This window comes from Microbulbifer halophilus (assembly GCF_026183675.1).
GTDB lineage: Bacteria > Pseudomonadota > Gammaproteobacteria > Pseudomonadales > Cellvibrionaceae > Microbulbifer > Microbulbifer halophilus.
In genome coordinates this window covers 47,752-62,235 of sequence record NZ_JAPIVK010000004.1, presented here as the reverse complement: position 1 = coordinate 62,235, position 14,484 = coordinate 47,752, and the positions used below count along the sequence as shown (strand labels likewise).

Genomic DNA, 14,484 nt, shown 5'->3' with positions numbered 1-14,484 from the left:
AACAGGCCCCATAGCAACCGCCGGGGCCCTCTTTACGGTGCCCAGTAGACGGTGACCGGCTTCAGCCCCTGCTTGAGAATGCTGCGCACCGGCATCGCCAGTTCGTCGCTGCCCAGCAGCGCCTCGCGGTAGACCTTGAGTTTTTCCTCGCCGGTAATCAGCAGTTTTATATCCTGCGACTGCAGGATCGCGGCGAGGCTCAGGGTCATGCGTTCCGTGTGCTCGCCGGTAACCTCGCTTTTTTTCGCGGTAATGGCACGACACAGTTGCGTCGCCTCCGGGTCCAGCGCCGCTTCCAGCCCCTGTGCATGGGGAAACAGGGAGGCGGTATGGCCGTCGCCGCCCATGCCCAGAATGCAGATGTCGAACGGGCGCGGCAGCTCGCCGTAGGCGCACTCGCAATCGGCCTGGCCTTCGGCCGCGGTGGCGTGGGGCGTTTTCATCCCCAGGAAAGGTGCTTCGGCAGCGTTGTTCTGCAGCAGGCATTTTTCAATAAACGCCTGATTGCTGCCCTTCTCCGTTTTTTCCACCCAGCGTTCGTCGACAAGGGCGACGTTGATCTGCTGCCACGGCAGCGGCCGTTTGGACAGGGCGCGATAGGCCGGCTCCGGGGTGCTGCCGCCGGAAACCATGAAACTGGCCTGGCCGTGTTCCTTGATCCCCTTCTGCAACGCGCTGGCGCAGTCCTGGGTCAGCGCCTGCACCAGGCGCTCGCGATCGGAATAAAATTTTTCTTCTACCATGAGAAATTCCATTCGCCCGGTGGGCGTTTACTGTGCGTTGAACCAGTGGCGACCGTCCCGCTCCAGCAGCTCGTTGGCGGCCTGCGGCCCCCAGCTTCCGGCGCGGTAAAGTTGCGGCTGGCTGTCGGTCTCGCGCCAGTGCTCGATGATCGGATCCACCCAGGCCCAGGCCGCAGCCACTTCCTCCCGATGGATGAACAGCGCCGGGTTGTCCGCGGCCGCGTCCAGCATCAGGCGTTTGTAGGCGTCGCTGCGGAAGCTGTCGTAGGTATCGGACAAAGTCAGGTTCAACTCTGCCGGCTGCAGTTCCATGGTGAGGCTGTCCATCTTTTTCGCCATCAGCATCAGTTTGATGCTCTCTTCCGGCTGCAGGCGGATCACCAGGCGATTGGGGACTACCGGGCCTGCAGATTCCTCGTACACGTGGTGGGAAACATCCTTGTACTGGATCACGATTTCCGCGTAACGCTTCTCCATGCGCTTGCCGGTGCGCAGATAGAAAGGCACTCCGGCCCAGCGCCAGTTGTCGATATGGGCGCGGATAGCGACAAAGGTTTCGGTATTACTGGTGGCCGCCTCCAGTTCTTCCAGATAGCCGGGCACCAGTTCGGTGTCGTATCCGCCGGCGACGTACTGGCCGCGGACGATATTCTCGTCCACCTTTTCACCCACCAGCGGACGCAGCGCCTCGAGCACCTTGATTTTCTCGGCGCGGATATTCTTCGCCGACATGCTGTTGGGGGATTCCATCGCGATCAGGCACAACAGCTGCAACAGGTGGTTCTGCACCATATCCCGCAGCGCGCCCGTCTCGTCGTAGAAGCCCGCCCTGCCTTCGAGACCGACGGTCTCGGCAATGCTGATCTGGATATGGTCGATGGTCTTGGCATCCCACAGGTGTTCGAACAACACATTGCTGAAACGCAACGCCAGCAGGTTCTGGACCGTTTCCTTACCCAGGTAGTGGTCGATGCGGAAAATGCTGGTTTCCGGGAAATAGGTGGCGATCTTGCTGTTGATCTCGTCGGCGGTCTGGGCGTTGTAGCCCAGCGGCTTTTCCACCACCACGCGGGACTGCCTGTTGATCAGCCCCTTCAGGGACAGGTTTTCGCAGCAGATGCCGAACACCGCCGGCGGAATCGCCAGGTAAAAGAGGCGCACCCGCTCTTCGTCGGCACCGAGAATATCCGCCAACTCGTCCCAGTGCTCGTCCAGTTTGGCAATATCCACGTTGACCGCGCGCAGCATCTGGCTGAACTCCCGCCACACGGACTCGCTGTATTCGCCCTCGCGCAGGTGTTTTTTCAGCGCGTCCTGGGCGGTCTCGAGATATTTGTCCACATCGCCCTGGCGGCGGCAAATGGGCAGGATGCGGCTGCCCTCAGCCAGGCCGCCCTCCTTGTGCGCCCGGTAGAGCGCCGGGATCAGTTTACGCAGCGACAGGTCCCCGCCGCCACCGAACAACACCATGTCAAAAGCATTAGCCATATTTTTCTGCTCTGTTGTTGGATCGCGTTTTTCTGTACTCAAGTTTCGGGGTTCAGTTTCGGCAGCCCGGGCGGGGAGCGCCTTTCTGGGACACGCCGTCTATACGTCCCTGTAGGCTTGTCTGCGAGGTCCCTCTCGCAGACAGTCACAGAAAGGCGCTCCCCGCCCCGGCTTGTGGCATCGAAAAGCATTTCGAACTCCGAAACCCGAATTCCGTACGCGCTCACTCAGTAAAGAATACTTGCGCCGCTCTCGGCACCGCTGGCAATCGCGCGCATATTGGTAAACAGTTCGCGCCCCATGCCCCGGGCACTACCGGAGAGATCGCATTCCGCCGGCTGGCGCTGTTCCAGCTCGACGTCATCGACATGCGCGCGCAGTACACCGGCATCGGCGTCCAGTTCGATCAGGTCGCCCTCGCGGATTTTCGCGATGGGGCCGCCCTCAACCGCTTCCGGCGATACGTGAATCGCCGCCGGCACCTTGCCGGAGGCGCCGGACATGCGCCCGTCGGTAATCAGCGCCACCTTGAAGCCGCGGTCCTGCAGCACACCCAGGGTCGGCGTCAGCTTGTGCAACTCGGGCATGCCGTTGGCCTGCGGTCCCTGGAAGCGCACCACGGCGACAAAGTCTTTTTCCAGTTCGCCGGCCTTGAAACGTTCGAGCAGTTGGTCCTGGCTGTCGAACACGATCGCCGGCGCCTTGACCTTGCGGAATTCCGGCTTGATCGCCGACACCTTGATCACGCTGCGACCGATATTGCCGTCCAGCAACTGCAGGCCGCCGTGGTCTGAAAAGGGGTCGCTCACCGGGCGCAGGATATCTGCATCGCCGGTTTCCTCGACGGTGGGGCGCCAGACCACGCCGGTCTTGTCCTCGTCCAGGAAGGGATCCTCGCAGTAGGCCTCCATGCCGGAGTCGCCCAGGACCGTGTGCACGTCGTTGTGCAGCAGGCCAGCGCCCAGCAGTTCGCGAATCAGGAACTGCATACCGCCGGCGGCGGCAAAGTGATTGATGTCGGCGGTTCCGTTCGGGTAGACATGGCACAGCAGCGGCACCACATCGGACAGTTCCGCCATATCCTGCCAGGTAATCTGGATACCCGCGGCGCGCGCCATGGCCACCAGGTGCAGGGTGTGGTTGGTGGAGCCGCCGGTCGCCAGCAGGCCGACAATACCGTTGACGAAGGTCTTCTCGCTCAGGACTTTGGCGATGGGCGTGTGCCGGCTGGGTTCGGTGATCTGCACCAACTGCTTGACCGCCTCGCTGGTCATCGCATTGCGCAGATCGGTACCCGGGTTGATGAAGGAACTGCCGGGCAGCTGCAGGCCCATGATCTCCACCAGCATCTGGTTGGAGTTGGCGGTGCCGTAGAAGGTGCAGGTGCCGGGGCTGTGATAGGAGGCGCTCTCGGATTCCAGCAGTTCCTTGCGGCCGACCTTGCCCTCGGCATAGAGCTGGCGCACGCGCGCCTTCTCCGAGTTGGAGATACCGGTGGGCATGGGCCCGGCGGGCACGAACACCGCCGGCAGGTGGCCGAAGGCGAGCGCGCCGATGACCAGGCCGGGCACGATCTTGTCGCAGATGCCGAGGAACATACCACCCTCGAACACATCGTGGGACAGCGCGATGGCCGTCGACATGGCGATTACATCGCGGGAGAAGAGACTCAGCTCCATGCCTGCGCGCCCCTGGGTGACACCGTCGCACATGGCCGGTACGCCGCCGGCCACCTGGGCCGTGGCACCGTTGCGCGCGGCGGCCTCTTTCAGCAACGGCGGATAGCCGCCGTAGGGCTGGTGCGCCGACAGCATATCGTTGTAGGCGTTGACGATCGCCAGGTTGGGGCCTCGCCCTGAGGCGATCAGCTTTTTGTCCTCATCGCTCGAAGCCGCGATCGCGTGCGCCAGGTTGCCGCAGGAAAGATGGCTGGCCGCGCGCCCTTCAAAATGCGCGCGATCCACCTGTGCCAGGTACTGCGAGCGCGTCTCCTCGCTCCGCTCGATAATCCGTTCGGTAACTGCTTGAACCTTGCTGTGAACCATAACCCTTTCGCCTGTTGTTCAGCCGGCAGTCTCCGGCGCTGCGGCGCCGTTCCTTACCCGCTGGTAGTAGTCGATCAGGCGGGCGGTGGAGGCATCCTGACTGCGCAATTCACCACTCTCCAATTGTGGTTGTAGTGCCGCGGCGAGCCCCTTGCCCAGTTCCACGCCCCATTGATCGAAAGAATAAATTTGCAGGACGACGCCCTGTGTAAAAATTTTGTGCTCGTAGAGCGCAATCAATGCGCCCAGCGAACGGGGATTCAGTTGTCGCAACAGTATACTGTTGCTCGGCCTGCTGCCGCGGTGCACCTTGTAGGGAGCCAGTTGTTCGATCTCTTTTTCGCTCAACCCTTTCGATGCCAGTTCCGCCTTTACCTGTTCGCGATCGACGCCGTTCATCAGCGCCTGGCTCTGGGCGAACATATTCGCCAGCAGAATCTCGTGGTGCCCTTCCAGCTCGTGGCCCGGTGTAACGCTGCCGATAAAATCCGCCGGCACCACTTCCGGGCTCTGGTGCAGATACTGGTAAAAGGCGTGCTGGCCGTTGATACCGAGCATGCCCCATATTAGCGGGCCGGTTGCGTAGCCGGCCTCCTCCCCCGCCCTGGTGGTAGATTTGCCGTTGCTCTCCATCTCCGCCTGCTGCAGATACGCCGGCAGCCTATGCAGCGCCTGCTCGTAAGGCAGAATGGCGTGCGCCGGATAGCCCATGAAAGTGCAGTACCAGACGCTCAACAGCGCCATCAGCACCGGCGCATTTTCCTCCAGCGGCGCCTCGCGAAAATGCCGGTCCATCGAGGCCGCCCCGTCCAACAACTCGCGAAAGCGCTCGAAACCCAGGGCGATGGCGATGGGCAGGCCGATCGCCGACCAGAGCGAGAAACGCCCGCCGACCCAGTCCCAGAACCGGAACACGCGCCCGGGATCGATACCGAACGCCTGCGCCTTTTCCGGGCTGGCCGTCACCGCCACAAAGTGTTGCCGCAGCAACTGCGTCCGCGGCGCCAGGTCACCGAGCCAGCGCAGCGCGCTGCGTGCATTGGTCATGGTCTCGGCAGTGGTGAATGTCTTCGAAGACACCGCAAACAGGGTGGTCTCGACATCCAGCCGGGCCAGTACATCCGCAAGCTGGGCCCCGTCCACATTGGAAACAAAGTGCACCCGCACCTCGTCACTACGGTGGGCCCGCAGTGCCTCGATCACCATTTCCGGACCGAGATGGGAGCCGCCGACCCCGAGATTGACCACATCGGTGATGCGCCTGCCGGTATATCCTGTCACGGCACCATTATGTAGTAAATTTACAAACTCTTTCAAGCGCCCCAGCTCGGTTTCCACCAGATCCTGCACTGGCGCGCCGTCCAGGCTGACCGGATTCGGCAATCCACCCCGCAGGGCCGGATGAAGAACCGGACGCCCCTCGGTGCGGTTGATCGGCGCACCAGAGAACAGGTCGGTCCGCCAGTCCTCCAGACCGGTATCCCGGGCCAACTGTAATAATTTTACAAAAACTTCATCATCGACCAGATTCTTCGAGTAGTCGAACAGGAATTCCGGCAGTTCCAGCGAGTAGCGCAGCCCCCGCCGCGGATCCCCGGCGAACAGCTCGCGCAGATGGCGAGCCCGCATCTGCGGCGCCAGGGATTCCAGTTGCTGCCAGGAGGGAAGTCGGGTGATATCCATAGTGAGAACCCCATTGTCGCGGCCCCGCCATGGGGGAGACAGGGACCGGTTATTGTTCTTTCTTATGCCACTGCCATGGATCCCATCGCCTCGAGCGGGTCCGGAACAATATTGACAGCGCTGTCATTTCCAGTGGAAGACTCCCACACAGGGGCAGCGCTGTCAATTTGATTTGTAGTAAAACTTCACAACCGAGGGTTCGGGGTACCTGCCGATGGGACACTTCACCGCTGCCCCCCGAAACTTGAACCCACGAATGGTGACGATTGTGTATGGCACAAATTTGCACGCCTCCGGAGTGCCCACCGCCAGGCTCCCGCGACCAGGCCGATAAATCCGCCGTCATTACTGCTAAAATGCCGGATTCGGCCAGAAGAGCCCGCACAATAAGGACCAGCGCCACAGATGAAAGTGACCATCAACGATGTCGCCGCGCGAGCCGGCGTGTCGATCAAGACCGTCTCCCGGGTGATCAACAACGAACCCTCCGTGCGCCCCGCCACCAGGAAGAAAGTGATGGAGGCTGTGGCGGAGCTCAACTACCAGCCCAACCTCGCCGCGCGCAACCTGGCCGGTACCCGCTCCTACACCATCGCGTTTATCTACGACAACCCGAACGCCTACTATGTGATCGACATGCAGAACGGCATACTCGATGCCTGCAAAGCGCGCGGTTACGAGCTGCTGATACACCCCAGCAACTCCAGGTCCGGTGCAGTACACGAGGAACTGCAGGACCTGGTGGAACACTCCAAGATCGCCGGCCTGGTACTGACACCGCCGTTCTCGGAAACCCAATCGGTGATCGACACTGTCAGGCACCTGGGGGTCGACTATATCCGTATCGTCTCCAGCGAAGCGGCGCTGGAAGATGAGGGCAACTGTATTCAGGTGGAAGACAGCGCCGCCGCCTACGACCTGACCCGGCACCTGCTGGAGCATGGCCACCGGCGTATCGGTTTTCTCTGTGGTGGCGAGGAGCACGTTTCCACCTACGGCCGCCTGGACGGCTATCGCCGCGCCATGCGAACTGCCGGTATTTCCCTCGAAGAGGGGCTGGTCCTGAAGGGGGAGTATTCGTTTGACTCGGGTGTCAGCGGCGCCAAGAAACTGCTGCAGTCGGACCAGCCACCCACCGCCATTTTTGCCAGTAACGATGAAATGGCCGCCGGCGCCCTCTTCGCCGCCCGCCTGATGAATATCGACATTCCCGGACAGCTCTCCATCGTCGGCTTCGAGGACAGCCCCTTCTCCCGCCAGACCTGGCCCAAACTGACCACCGCCCACCAGCCCAACAACGAAATCGCCAAGTGCGCCGCCGCGCTGCTGTTGAGCCGAACCCGCGGCAAGGGCGCGGAGAGCGGCTCGGCCAGCAAGGAGGCGGGTATCAGGCGCGAGTTTACCCCGGAACTGGTAGTGCGCGATTCCAGTGGGCCGGCGCCCGTTGAAGTGATGAGCGACGAATGAAGAATGCGGAATGCCCGGTCCGTGACCATTCATCATTTCGCGTTTAAACTCAGCCCCCTTAAGCAGATACCGGGACGGCCCCNTGAAGTGATGAGCGACGAATGAAGAATGCGGAATGCCCGGTCCGTGACCATTCATCATTTCGCGTTTAAACTCAGCCCCCTTAAGCAGATACCGGGACGGCCCCGCTGCCGGGGGCTGTTTGCTCAACAGCCTCATCGGCACAAATCGGCAGGACAGCTGATTTGGACGCCGAAGGCGCCCGAAGGGCGAGGGACATGGATGTCCCGAGTTAATCGTTTCCCAAACAGCCCCCGGCAGCAGGGCCTTCATATCTGACCTCGATGTTCTTTTCGGGCAGGGCGCGTCTCATCAACGCGGAATATCCGATCCGTGACCATTCCGCATTCCGCACGAAAAAAAGCCCTCACAAAGGAGGGCGAAGATGACGAGAACCAAAGAGAAAACAACAGAATAATTCAAGCCAGATTGTGAAATGCCCGGGGAGCCGGGCAGCGCCGCCATCGGCGGGCCGCCCGGTCGATCACTGCCCACTGCCCTGCCAGCTGCGCAGTTTGTGCCCCTTGAGAGCGTAGAAGAGGATAAACAGATAGCTGGGCAGGGCGACCCAGTAGCCGGTCACCGTGGCGTCGGCCACCTCGGCAACCTTGCCGAAGGCCAGGGGAATAACGGCACCGCCGGCAATGCCCATGATCAGCAGCGCGGAACCCTGCGCGGTGAATTTGCCCAGCCCCTCCAGCGCCAGCGGCCAGATGGCAGGCCATACCAGCGCGTGTGCCAGCCCCATCAGCGCGACGAAAGCGACCGTGTCGGGAACCACCGGGATGCCCGCCCAGCCCCATAGCGCGCCGGCGATTGCGGTGCTTTCGCTGGAGCCGAACAGCACACCGAAAACACACAGGCTGCCGGCAATCCCCGACCCCAGCAGCGCCTGCTGCTGGCTGATCAGGCGGGGAATACTGAAGATACCGATCAGGTAGCCGATCACCATGAAAACCATGGTGTAGGACGTCAGCGAAGAGAAGTTGGCCACACCCAGGCGCTCGCCGTAGAGACCGATGGTATCGCCGGCAATCACCTCGACGCCGACATAGGAGAAGAGTGCCACGGCACCCAGCACCGCCTGCGGGAACTGCAGGATGCCGGATTTGCTTTCGCTGTCTTCGGACTTCTCTTCCTCGATCGTCGGCAGGCCGGAAAATTTCACCAGCGCCAGCAGCAGCACCAGCAGGGCCGACATGTAGATATAGGGCATCACCAGGCGGCCGGCCACGTCATCCAGCTTGGCTTCGCGCTCCGCTTCACCCAGCTTGGCGATGGCCTCGGTATTGAAGTCGGCCAGGCCGGACAGTACCAGCGCGGTAAACACCATCGGCGCCAGCACCCCGGCGCCCTTGTTCAGGATGCCCATGATCGCGATGCGGGTGGCGGCGCTCTCCGGTGGCCCTACTCTCACTACGTAGGGGTTCGAGGCCGTCTGCAGAATCGTCAGGCCGGCGCCGAGGCCGAACAGGCCCAGCAGAAAGACCGGGTAGCTGCCGGTCTGCGCGGCGGGAATAAAGACCAGTGCCGCCACGGCCATGATACCGAGGCCGATCGCCATGCCATCCTTGTAGCCGGTGCGACTGAGAATGAACGACATCGGCAGGGCCATCACCGTATAGGCAATATAGAAGGCAAAGGTTACGAACAGTGCCTGGAAGTCATTCAGGTCGCAGAGAATGCGCAGGAACGGAATCAGCGAGCCGTTCAACCAGGTCACAAAACCGAAAATAAAAAACAGCATGCCGATAATCAGCATCGGCACCAGGCTGCCTTTGGCCTCGGCCCGGTTTTTTTCGTCAATAGCGGCAGTATCCATCAGGAGCACCTTTTATCGTTATAGTCTTCTGCAGGAGCCTGCTTTCAGGTTCCTACACTGCAAAAACTTCCCTACCGTCAACCCAGGTTTTTTGAACCTGTAATTCCTCGTTCAGCAGAATCAGATCCGCGCTGTCTCCAGCCTTAATGCGCCCGGCGTCCGTGCCCAGAAATTGCGCCGGGTAAAGCCCCCCCATGCGCAGCGCCTCGGTGATTTCCACCCCACACCAGTCGCGGATATTGCGCACCGCGGCAATCATGTCCAGGTGCGAACCGGCCAGCTCGCCGGTGGTGGAGGTCAGCTTGTCGCCCTGCTTCGTCACCAGGCGATCAAACAGCGGGAAGCTCGTTTCCTCACTGCCCACCAGCGACATGGCGTCGCTCACCAGCATCACCTTGCCGCGCGGTTTGGCCTTCAGCGCCAGTGTCATGGCCTCGGCACAGACATGGTGGCCGTCGGCAATCAGGCCGCACCAGGCTTCGTCGCGGATCAGCGCCGTGCCCACCATGCCCGGCTCGCGGGAATGCAGCGGCGACATGGCGTTGTACAGATGTGTAAAACCGCGCGCCCCTGCATCGACCGCCGCGGCTGCAGTAGCGCCATCGGCATTGGAATGACCCAGGCATACCTTCACGCCCAGGTCCACCAACCTGCGGATATCCCCGGCCGCCACATTCTCCGGCGCCAGGGTCACCATCTTGAGCCCCAGGTCGTCGCGCGCGTAGAGGGCCAGCTCGTCGTCGCTGAGCGGGCGGATAAATTTCTCTTCGTGGGTGCCCTTCTTGGGCGCGCTCAGGTGCGGCCCCTCGAAGTGCACCCCCAGCACACCCGGCACACCTTCGTGCAATGCCGCACTGACCGCGTCGGCGGCCGTCTGCATCACGTCCAGCCGATCGGTGATCAGCGTGGGCATGAAACCAGTGGTGCCGAAACGGGCGTGGGCGCCGCTCATTTTTTCCAGCGCGTGCACGCTGGGATCGTTGTTGAACAGCACACCGCCGCCACCGTTGACCTGCACATCCACCAGGCCCGGCGCCAGCAGTCCGCCCAATCTCTCGGCATCGGCCGGCGCGTCGCCGCCGACGGATTCGATACGGCCGCGATCGTCGATGGCCAGCGGAATATCGCGGTGGAGCCGCTCGCCGTCAAAAAGCTGTTCCGCAATGAATATGCGCGCCACGTCAGTCTCCACTACCGGCAATCAAAGTGTCTGGGTGACTTTCTTCAGGCCCGCCGGCTCGTCCGGATTGATACCGCGGCTGACTGCCACGTGGGCCACATCGATATAGAAACGCTGTAACAGCGCCAGCGGTGCCACGCGCGGGTGCACGCCCTTGCTCGGCACATGCAGGTTCACCAGGGTGCCGCCGCGGCGGATGATATCGGCGATCTGCTCGCTGTGGGCCTCGAAGGACTCGTCTTCGATCGGCACATTGATCACGGTGAGCTTCTGTTCCACCAACGTCACCGGGCCGTGCAGGAATTCCGCGCTGGAGAAGGATTCCGCGTGAATATTGCAGACCTCTTTCAGCTTCAGCGCCAGTTCGCGGGTAATGCCGTAGCCGGGGCCGCGCCCCAGCACCACCAGGTTCTTTACCGCCGCCAGGTCTTCCGGGCGCAGCTGGGTGTCGGCCGCCACCGCGTCGCGCAGGGTCTGAGGCAGCTTGTCCACCGCCTCCAGCAGTGCCCTGTCGTCGGTCCAGTTGGCGACCAGTTGCAGTACCGCGGCAAGGGTCGCCAGGTAGCTCTTGGTGGCGGCCACGGCTTTTTCCGGGCCGGCTTTCAGTGGCACTGTCTGGTCGACGATATCCTTGATCGGCGCCGATTCGTCGTTGACCAGCGCCACGGTGTAGGCGCCCGCCTCTTTGGCCATGCGCGCCTGGGCGAGGATGTCCGGGCTGCGACCGGACTGGGAAATCACGATCACCAGCGCCCCGTCCAGCTTCAGTGTGCGCCCGTAGACGCTGGAGACGGACGGCGCCGCGGCGAAGGTCGGAACGCCGGTCTCGATCTCGATCAGGTACTTGGCGAAGACGCCGGCGTGATCCGAGGAACCGCGACCGACAATCATCGCGAATTTCGGCGGTTCGCGGCGCAGCCGCTCGCCCAGCTTCGCCATGATCTCGGCGTTGGCCTGCAGTTGCCCGTCGATGCGCTCGGGCGCCTCGCGGGCCTCGGTTTCCATCACGGTGGTGACCATGGCGCTGTCTACCTGTGTTGCCCCGGCGGGGGTTGCTGCGGTCATAGAATCTCTGCTTCCGTTATCCGTAGAGTGCTTTGCTGTCGGCTTTCTTCGCCACCGGAATCCCGCCGGCCTCCTTCGCCAGAGACTGCTGCGCGAAATACACACAGCCGTATTCGGGCGCATCCAGCGGCTCCGACAGGTGATCCAGCACGTGTGGCGCCAGCCAGGGGCGCAGTCGCGGCGCCAGGCCGCCGATCATCGACAACCGCGGCGGCTTCAGCTCCAGCAGTTTGTCGGCCAGATCGCTGATATAGGCGGCGCCGTCGCGGACAATCGCCGCCGCCACCGGATCGCCCGCCTCGGCGCACTCGATCACCGGCACCGCCAGGCGCGCGTAGTGGCTGGAGGACTTGCCGCCGATCTTTTCGAAAACCTCGTTGGCAGTACGACTCTCCAGCACCTCGAGCAACTCGCCCTTCAGCCCGGAATCCTCCGCAAGACCATCGAGGGCCATCAGCAGGTACTTCACCGCCTCCATGCCCATCCAGGCGCCGCTGCCCTTGTCCCCATGGGGGAAGCCGTGGCCGCCAATCAGCGTGCTCTTGCCGTTCACCCAGCTGTAACCGACGGAACCGGTACCGGCGATGATCACGGCGCCGTCGCCACCGCGGTGGGCGCCGAGACAGGCGGAATGCTGATCGGTAGTGAGATACATCTTCCTGAAGGGATGGGCCCAGGAGGCCATTTCATTGTAGAGGCGCGGCATATTCACGCCGGCCAGGCCGACGCCGGCAACCAGCTCACCCAGGATCTCCGGCGACAGCCTGGCATCGGCCAGGGCCAGCGCTGCGGAGCGGGCGATGGAATCGATCGTCTGGGCGTAACCGTGCAGCGGGTTGGCGGGACCGGCAACACCGCTCCCGAGAAGTCGATTGTCGGCATCGACGATAGAGGCGCGACATTTGCTGCCGCCGCCATCGATACCAATAAATAGAATGTCCCTGTCTCTCAAAGCAACCATCTGTACCGGCCTCTAAGATTTTGTATTGTTATGTGTCTTCACCGGGCTTCCCACACGATTTCCCCACCGGGCCCGATCGGCGCGCGAGGGGCGCCAGTGCCAATATTTGAGGGATACTACAGGACGAATGACAGCGTTGTCATCCCATTTCCGGAAAAAATTCCACCCGCGGGCGCAGACACCCCCAATCTGTACAAATTTCGAACACCTCTATCGCGAACACCGGGTTCACAGCCAGGCAGCACCAGAGCGAAAGCACAACACCTGTTTGCAATACTCGCGTCACACTTTTCTGCGATAAAGCTTCCACTTCAGACTGTGCGCCGCGTCTCACGTCCGCACAGTCCGGAATGCCGGGAAGTCCAACCCGTGGACACACTATTGAGGTCACGAGATATGGAAGGCTTGTGGATACGCAGTCTAGTGGCTGCGTTGTTGTGGGGCCAGTTACTGGCGGCGCCGGTACAGGCACAGGAATCGACGACGCTGTTCCGGATGACCGGTTCAAACACCATCGGTGCGGAACTGGCACCGCGGCTGGTGAAGGGCTATCTGCAGAGCCTCGACGCCTCTGATATCGAACAGCGCAGCGCCGGCGAGCGGCACTGGATCAGCGCGCGGCTGTCGGGGCAGCCCGTGGAAGTGCCGATCGTCGCCCTGGGCTCCAGCACCGGCTTCAAGGCGCTCGACAGCGGCAGCGCGGATATCGGTATGGCCTCGCGCAAGATAAGGCCCGGGGAAGTGGAGATGCTCGAGCGCTTCGGCAACCTCGCCGGCACCGAGGCGGAACACGTGATCGGGCTGGACGCGCTGGTGGTGGCTGTACACCCGGACAATCCCGTGTCACAACTGACCATCGACCAACTGGGTCGCCTTTACAGCGGCAAAATCCGCAACTGGAGCGAGCTCGGCGGCGCCGACCTGCCGATCCGGCCACTGCACCGGGATATCGAATCCGGCACCCGCGCCACCTTCGACAACGAGGTCTTCGGCGGCAGCCGCCCGGCGGCGCGCGGGGTGCGCGAGGTGTCCGGCAACGCCGAGACCCACCGGCGGGTACTGAATGGCGCCGGCACCATCGGCTACCTGCCCTATGCCGACGCCGGCGGCGTGAAGAAAGTCGCCATCAAGGCGGGCAACCTGGCCGCCGTGGTGCCCGACCGCGGCATCGTCGCCACCGAAGATTTCCCCCTTACGCGGCGCCTCTACCTGTACCGGCGTCCGGACCAGTCCAAACCGCACCTGGACGAATTCCTGCATTTCGTGGAATCCCGGCAGGGGCAGAAGCTGGTGGCGGACACGGGCTTCATCAACCTGACGCCAGTGGCACTGAAAATGACCCCCTACCCCAACGCGCCGGCCGCCTACCGCGAGCTGATGGAATCCGGCGAGCGCCTCAGCATCTCCTTCCGCTTTACCGACGGCAGCGCCGAACTGGACAGCCGCGCGCTCAGCGACCTGCGCCGCCTGGAAACCTATATGGAGACATCCGCACAGCAGCTCAGCCTGGCCCTGGTGGGTTTCTCGGACCGCAAATCCAACGACAACATCACTGACCTGATCTCCCGCTTTCGCGCCCTCAAGGTGCAGGGCGCCCTGCTGCGGGAACACGAACTGGGTGACAGCCGCATCCTCGCACTGGGCGCCTTCGCCCCGCTGACCGGCAATCGCGAACACGCGCCGGTGAAGAACAGCCGGGTCGAGGTCTGGATCGAATAGCGCCACGCATTCGCTGCACCGCCGGCTATGCTTGTGGGGACCGGCCTGCCAGAATTGCGGCGGGTTACTCACTCAAGGTTCGGAGCTAGTGGCGCCTATGAGTGGCACAAGCTGGAGCGGGGTGCGCCTTTCTGGGACTATCTGAGAGAGGGGCCGAAGGCGCCGTGAATACCTGGAGCGGCCGGGACACCTCGCAGACAAGCCTACAGGGACGTATTCACGGCGGGGGCGCCTAGCCGTGTCCCAGAAAG

10 protein-coding genes are annotated in these 14,484 nt (G+C 62.5%); 2 read left to right on the top strand and 8 right to left on the bottom strand.

Features of this window, described 5'->3' with window-relative positions:
• Positions 1-32 precede the first annotated feature (32 nt).
• From pgl to pgi, 4 genes are all read right to left on the bottom strand, one after another.
• Entirely contained in the window at positions 33-743 is a 711-nt protein-coding gene (gene pgl / locus OQE62_RS03265) for a 6-phosphogluconolactonase (RefSeq protein ID WP_265720565.1), read from the bottom strand.
• 27 nt (positions 744-770) lie between these two features.
• On the bottom strand, positions 771-2,231 hold the full coding sequence (gene zwf, locus OQE62_RS03260; RefSeq protein WP_265720564.1) for a glucose-6-phosphate dehydrogenase: 1,461 nt from the start codon (positions 2,229-2,231) through the stop codon (positions 771-773).
• A gap of 227 nt (positions 2,232-2,458) precedes the next feature.
• Positions 2,459-4,276 carry a phosphogluconate dehydratase gene (gene edd / locus OQE62_RS03255; protein WP_265720563.1) on the bottom strand — a complete coding sequence of 606 codons (1,818 nt, stop codon included), beginning with the start codon at positions 4,274-4,276 and terminating at the stop codon, positions 2,459-2,461.
• A gap of 18 nt (positions 4,277-4,294) precedes the next feature.
• Complete coding sequence (gene pgi, locus OQE62_RS03250) at positions 4,295-5,959, bottom strand: glucose-6-phosphate isomerase (RefSeq protein WP_265720562.1); 1,665 nt, start codon at positions 5,957-5,959, stop codon at positions 4,295-4,297.
• A 405-nt stretch (positions 5,960-6,364) separates the two neighbouring features.
• Here pgi and OQE62_RS03245 point away from each other — a divergent pair, with 405 nt between their 5' ends.
• The gene (locus OQE62_RS03245) at positions 6,365-7,426 is read left to right on the top strand and encodes a LacI family DNA-binding transcriptional regulator (protein ID WP_265720561.1); all 1,062 of its coding nucleotides are present in this window, start codon (positions 6,365-6,367) and stop codon (positions 7,424-7,426) included.
• A 544-nt stretch (positions 7,427-7,970) separates the two neighbouring features.
• Here OQE62_RS03245 and gluP read toward each other — a convergent pair.
• The 4 genes from gluP to nagK are packed head-to-tail and all read right to left on the bottom strand — an operon-like array spanning position 7,971 to position 12,514.
• On the bottom strand, positions 7,971-9,308 hold the full coding sequence (gene gluP, locus OQE62_RS03240; protein WP_265720560.1) for a glucose/galactose MFS transporter: 1,338 nt from the start codon (positions 9,306-9,308) through the stop codon (positions 7,971-7,973).
• A 52-nt stretch (positions 9,309-9,360) separates the two neighbouring features.
• Positions 9,361-10,488 carry an N-acetylglucosamine-6-phosphate deacetylase gene (nagA, locus tag OQE62_RS03235; protein WP_265720559.1) on the bottom strand — a complete coding sequence of 376 codons (1,128 nt, stop codon included), beginning with the start codon at positions 10,486-10,488 and terminating at the stop codon, positions 9,361-9,363.
• Positions 10,489-10,509: 21 nt separating this feature from the next.
• Positions 10,510-11,553, bottom strand: coding sequence for a glucosamine-6-phosphate deaminase NagB-II (gene nagB-II, locus OQE62_RS03230; RefSeq protein WP_265720558.1), 1,044 nt, complete (start codon positions 11,551-11,553; stop codon positions 10,510-10,512).
• Positions 11,554-11,569: 16 nt separating this feature from the next.
• Positions 11,570-12,514, bottom strand: coding sequence for an N-acetylglucosamine kinase (gene nagK, locus OQE62_RS03225; protein ID WP_265720557.1), 945 nt, complete (start codon positions 12,512-12,514; stop codon positions 11,570-11,572).
• 423 nt (positions 12,515-12,937) lie between these two features.
• Here nagK and OQE62_RS03220 point away from each other — a divergent pair, with 423 nt between their 5' ends.
• Complete coding sequence (locus tag OQE62_RS03220) at positions 12,938-14,233, top strand: PstS family phosphate ABC transporter substrate-binding protein (RefSeq protein ID WP_265720556.1); 1,296 nt, start codon at positions 12,938-12,940, stop codon at positions 14,231-14,233.
• Positions 14,234-14,484 lie beyond the last annotated feature (251 nt).